This is a genomic window from Streptomyces sp. NPDC056231, assembly GCF_048270745.1.
Classification (GTDB): Bacteria; Actinomycetota; Actinomycetes; order Streptomycetales; family Streptomycetaceae; genus Streptomyces.
The window spans coordinates 1-1,762 of the sequence record NZ_JBLVKW010000194.1 but is presented as its reverse complement, the minus strand read 5'-3'; the positions used below and the strand labels follow the sequence as shown (position 1 = coordinate 1,762).

1 protein-coding gene is annotated in these 1,762 nt (G+C 65.7%); it reads right to left on the bottom strand.

Annotated elements, in window-relative coordinates; all coding sequences use genetic code 11:
• Positions 1-15: 15 nt before the first annotated feature.
• Positions 16-1,707 (bottom strand): ISAzo13 family transposase, encoded by a 1,692-nt coding sequence (locus ACNPQM_RS44045; RefSeq protein ID WP_418088403.1) that lies wholly within the window; start codon positions 1,705-1,707, stop codon positions 16-18.
• Positions 1,708-1,762 lie beyond the last annotated feature (55 nt).

Genomic DNA, 1,762 nt, shown 5'->3' with positions numbered 1-1,762 from the left:
AGGGTGTGCAGATCTTTAACTCGTCTTTTTGGCCTTGGTTTGGGTGGGGTCGGAAGCGAGGAACCTCGCGACGTCGGCAGGTGTACGGAGGCGGGCGATTGAGGTGTTGATGTGATGGCCGTGTGCTTCCAGGAGTGGGTGGACCTCCTGTTTCGCACGGCTGATGGTCATCGCGGTGACGCCGAAGAGCTGACCGATGAGGTCCATGGTGGCGAGTTTGCGCAGGTGGAGCACGGTGGCCAGGATCCGCTCGGCTGGGGTGAGCCTGGCTTTTGCACCTGTGCCGGGGGCGACCAGACGCTCGTGACCGCGGCGGGTGCGGAGCACTCGCTCGCGTTGAACCTCCAGTGCAGGAGTCAGCGCGTCGATGAGCTCGCTGAGCTGTTGGCGGGTCATGCCGGTCAGCTCTGGGTCCTGCAGTGAATACGTCGTGAGGCGATGTGGCTCGCTCGCCGTTGTCTGGTCTGACGTGCTGCTGGTGGACGTCGTGTCCAGCGGGTGCTGGGGGTGGAGGGTGTAGTTCCAGTCGCCGTGGAAGCGGTGCCGGGTGATCGGCAGGGCGGCGATCTCGTCGTCGCTGACCTGGATACCGGTGGGGTAGCAGTTGGTGTCGAGTTCGGCGTGCACGGTCAGGCCGGTCTTGGTGGTGGTCGCGGCGATGCTCTCGACGATGACTTCGTGGCTGGTCAGGGGCCTTCCGCGCCAGTTCATGGTGATGTGGGAGAACAGCCTGTGCTCGATCCGGTTCCACTTCGACGTTCCGGGGGGCAGGTGGCAGACGGTGATCGCCAGTCCGGCCTCGGCTGCGAACCGGGCGAGTTCGGTCTTCCAGGTGCGGGTGCGATACCCGTTGGAGCCGCCCGCGTCGGCGGTGATCAGCAGCCGGCCGGCTGTGGGATAGGCGGCCCGTCCGGCTCCGTTCCACCAGCGGCGGATGGATTCGACGGCGAACGCAGCGGTGTCGTGGTCGGTGCCCACGTTGACCCAGCCGGTGTTCGCGGCGACGTCGTAGATGCCGTAGGGCACCGCTCTGCCCAACTCGCGGTCGGGGAAGTCGTGGGTGTCGACCCGCACCGGCTCGCCTCTCGGCTCCCATTCGCGGCCGTTGTTCTTGAAGGGGCCGACCAGTTCCTTCTTCTTTGTGTCCACACTGATCACCGGAGCCCCGCTGTCCTGGTGGTCGCGGGCCTGCTCGTTGAGGTAGTGGAACTGGGCGTCTCGGTCGGGGTGCTGCTTGCCTTCCAGTGTCTTGGCGTTGCTCTGCAGGCTGAAGCCCTCCTCGCGCAGGAGGTCGCCCACTGTGTCCGCGGAGATCTTGTGGCCCTGGCGGGTCAGCTGCTCGGCGAGCTTGCGGGTGGATTTGGTCGTCCAGCGCAGCGGCGACATGGGATCTCCGCGGACGTCGGGCTCGACCAGCATGAGGAGTGCCTCACGAACGGCTGGGTTCAGGTCGACGACGCGTTTGCGGCCACCTCCGGGTCGGCGGATGCGTCCCAATGGGGCCTCTTTGGAGTCGAGTTCCCTCATCCCGACAGACACAGTGGCTTCACGGACACCGGCGGCACGGGCGACTGCTCTGATCCCGCCGTGGCCGAGGGACTGGGCTTCCGCTCCTATCAACAGGCGACGCTGTCGCTCGTCGAGGTGCGGCAGAATCGCCCTGAACTTGGCTGCCAGCACAGCCCGTTGCCCTTCCAAACCGCTCATGCCAGACCAACGAATCACCGAGCGGAAAGCCACGAGTTAAAGATCTGCACGCCCT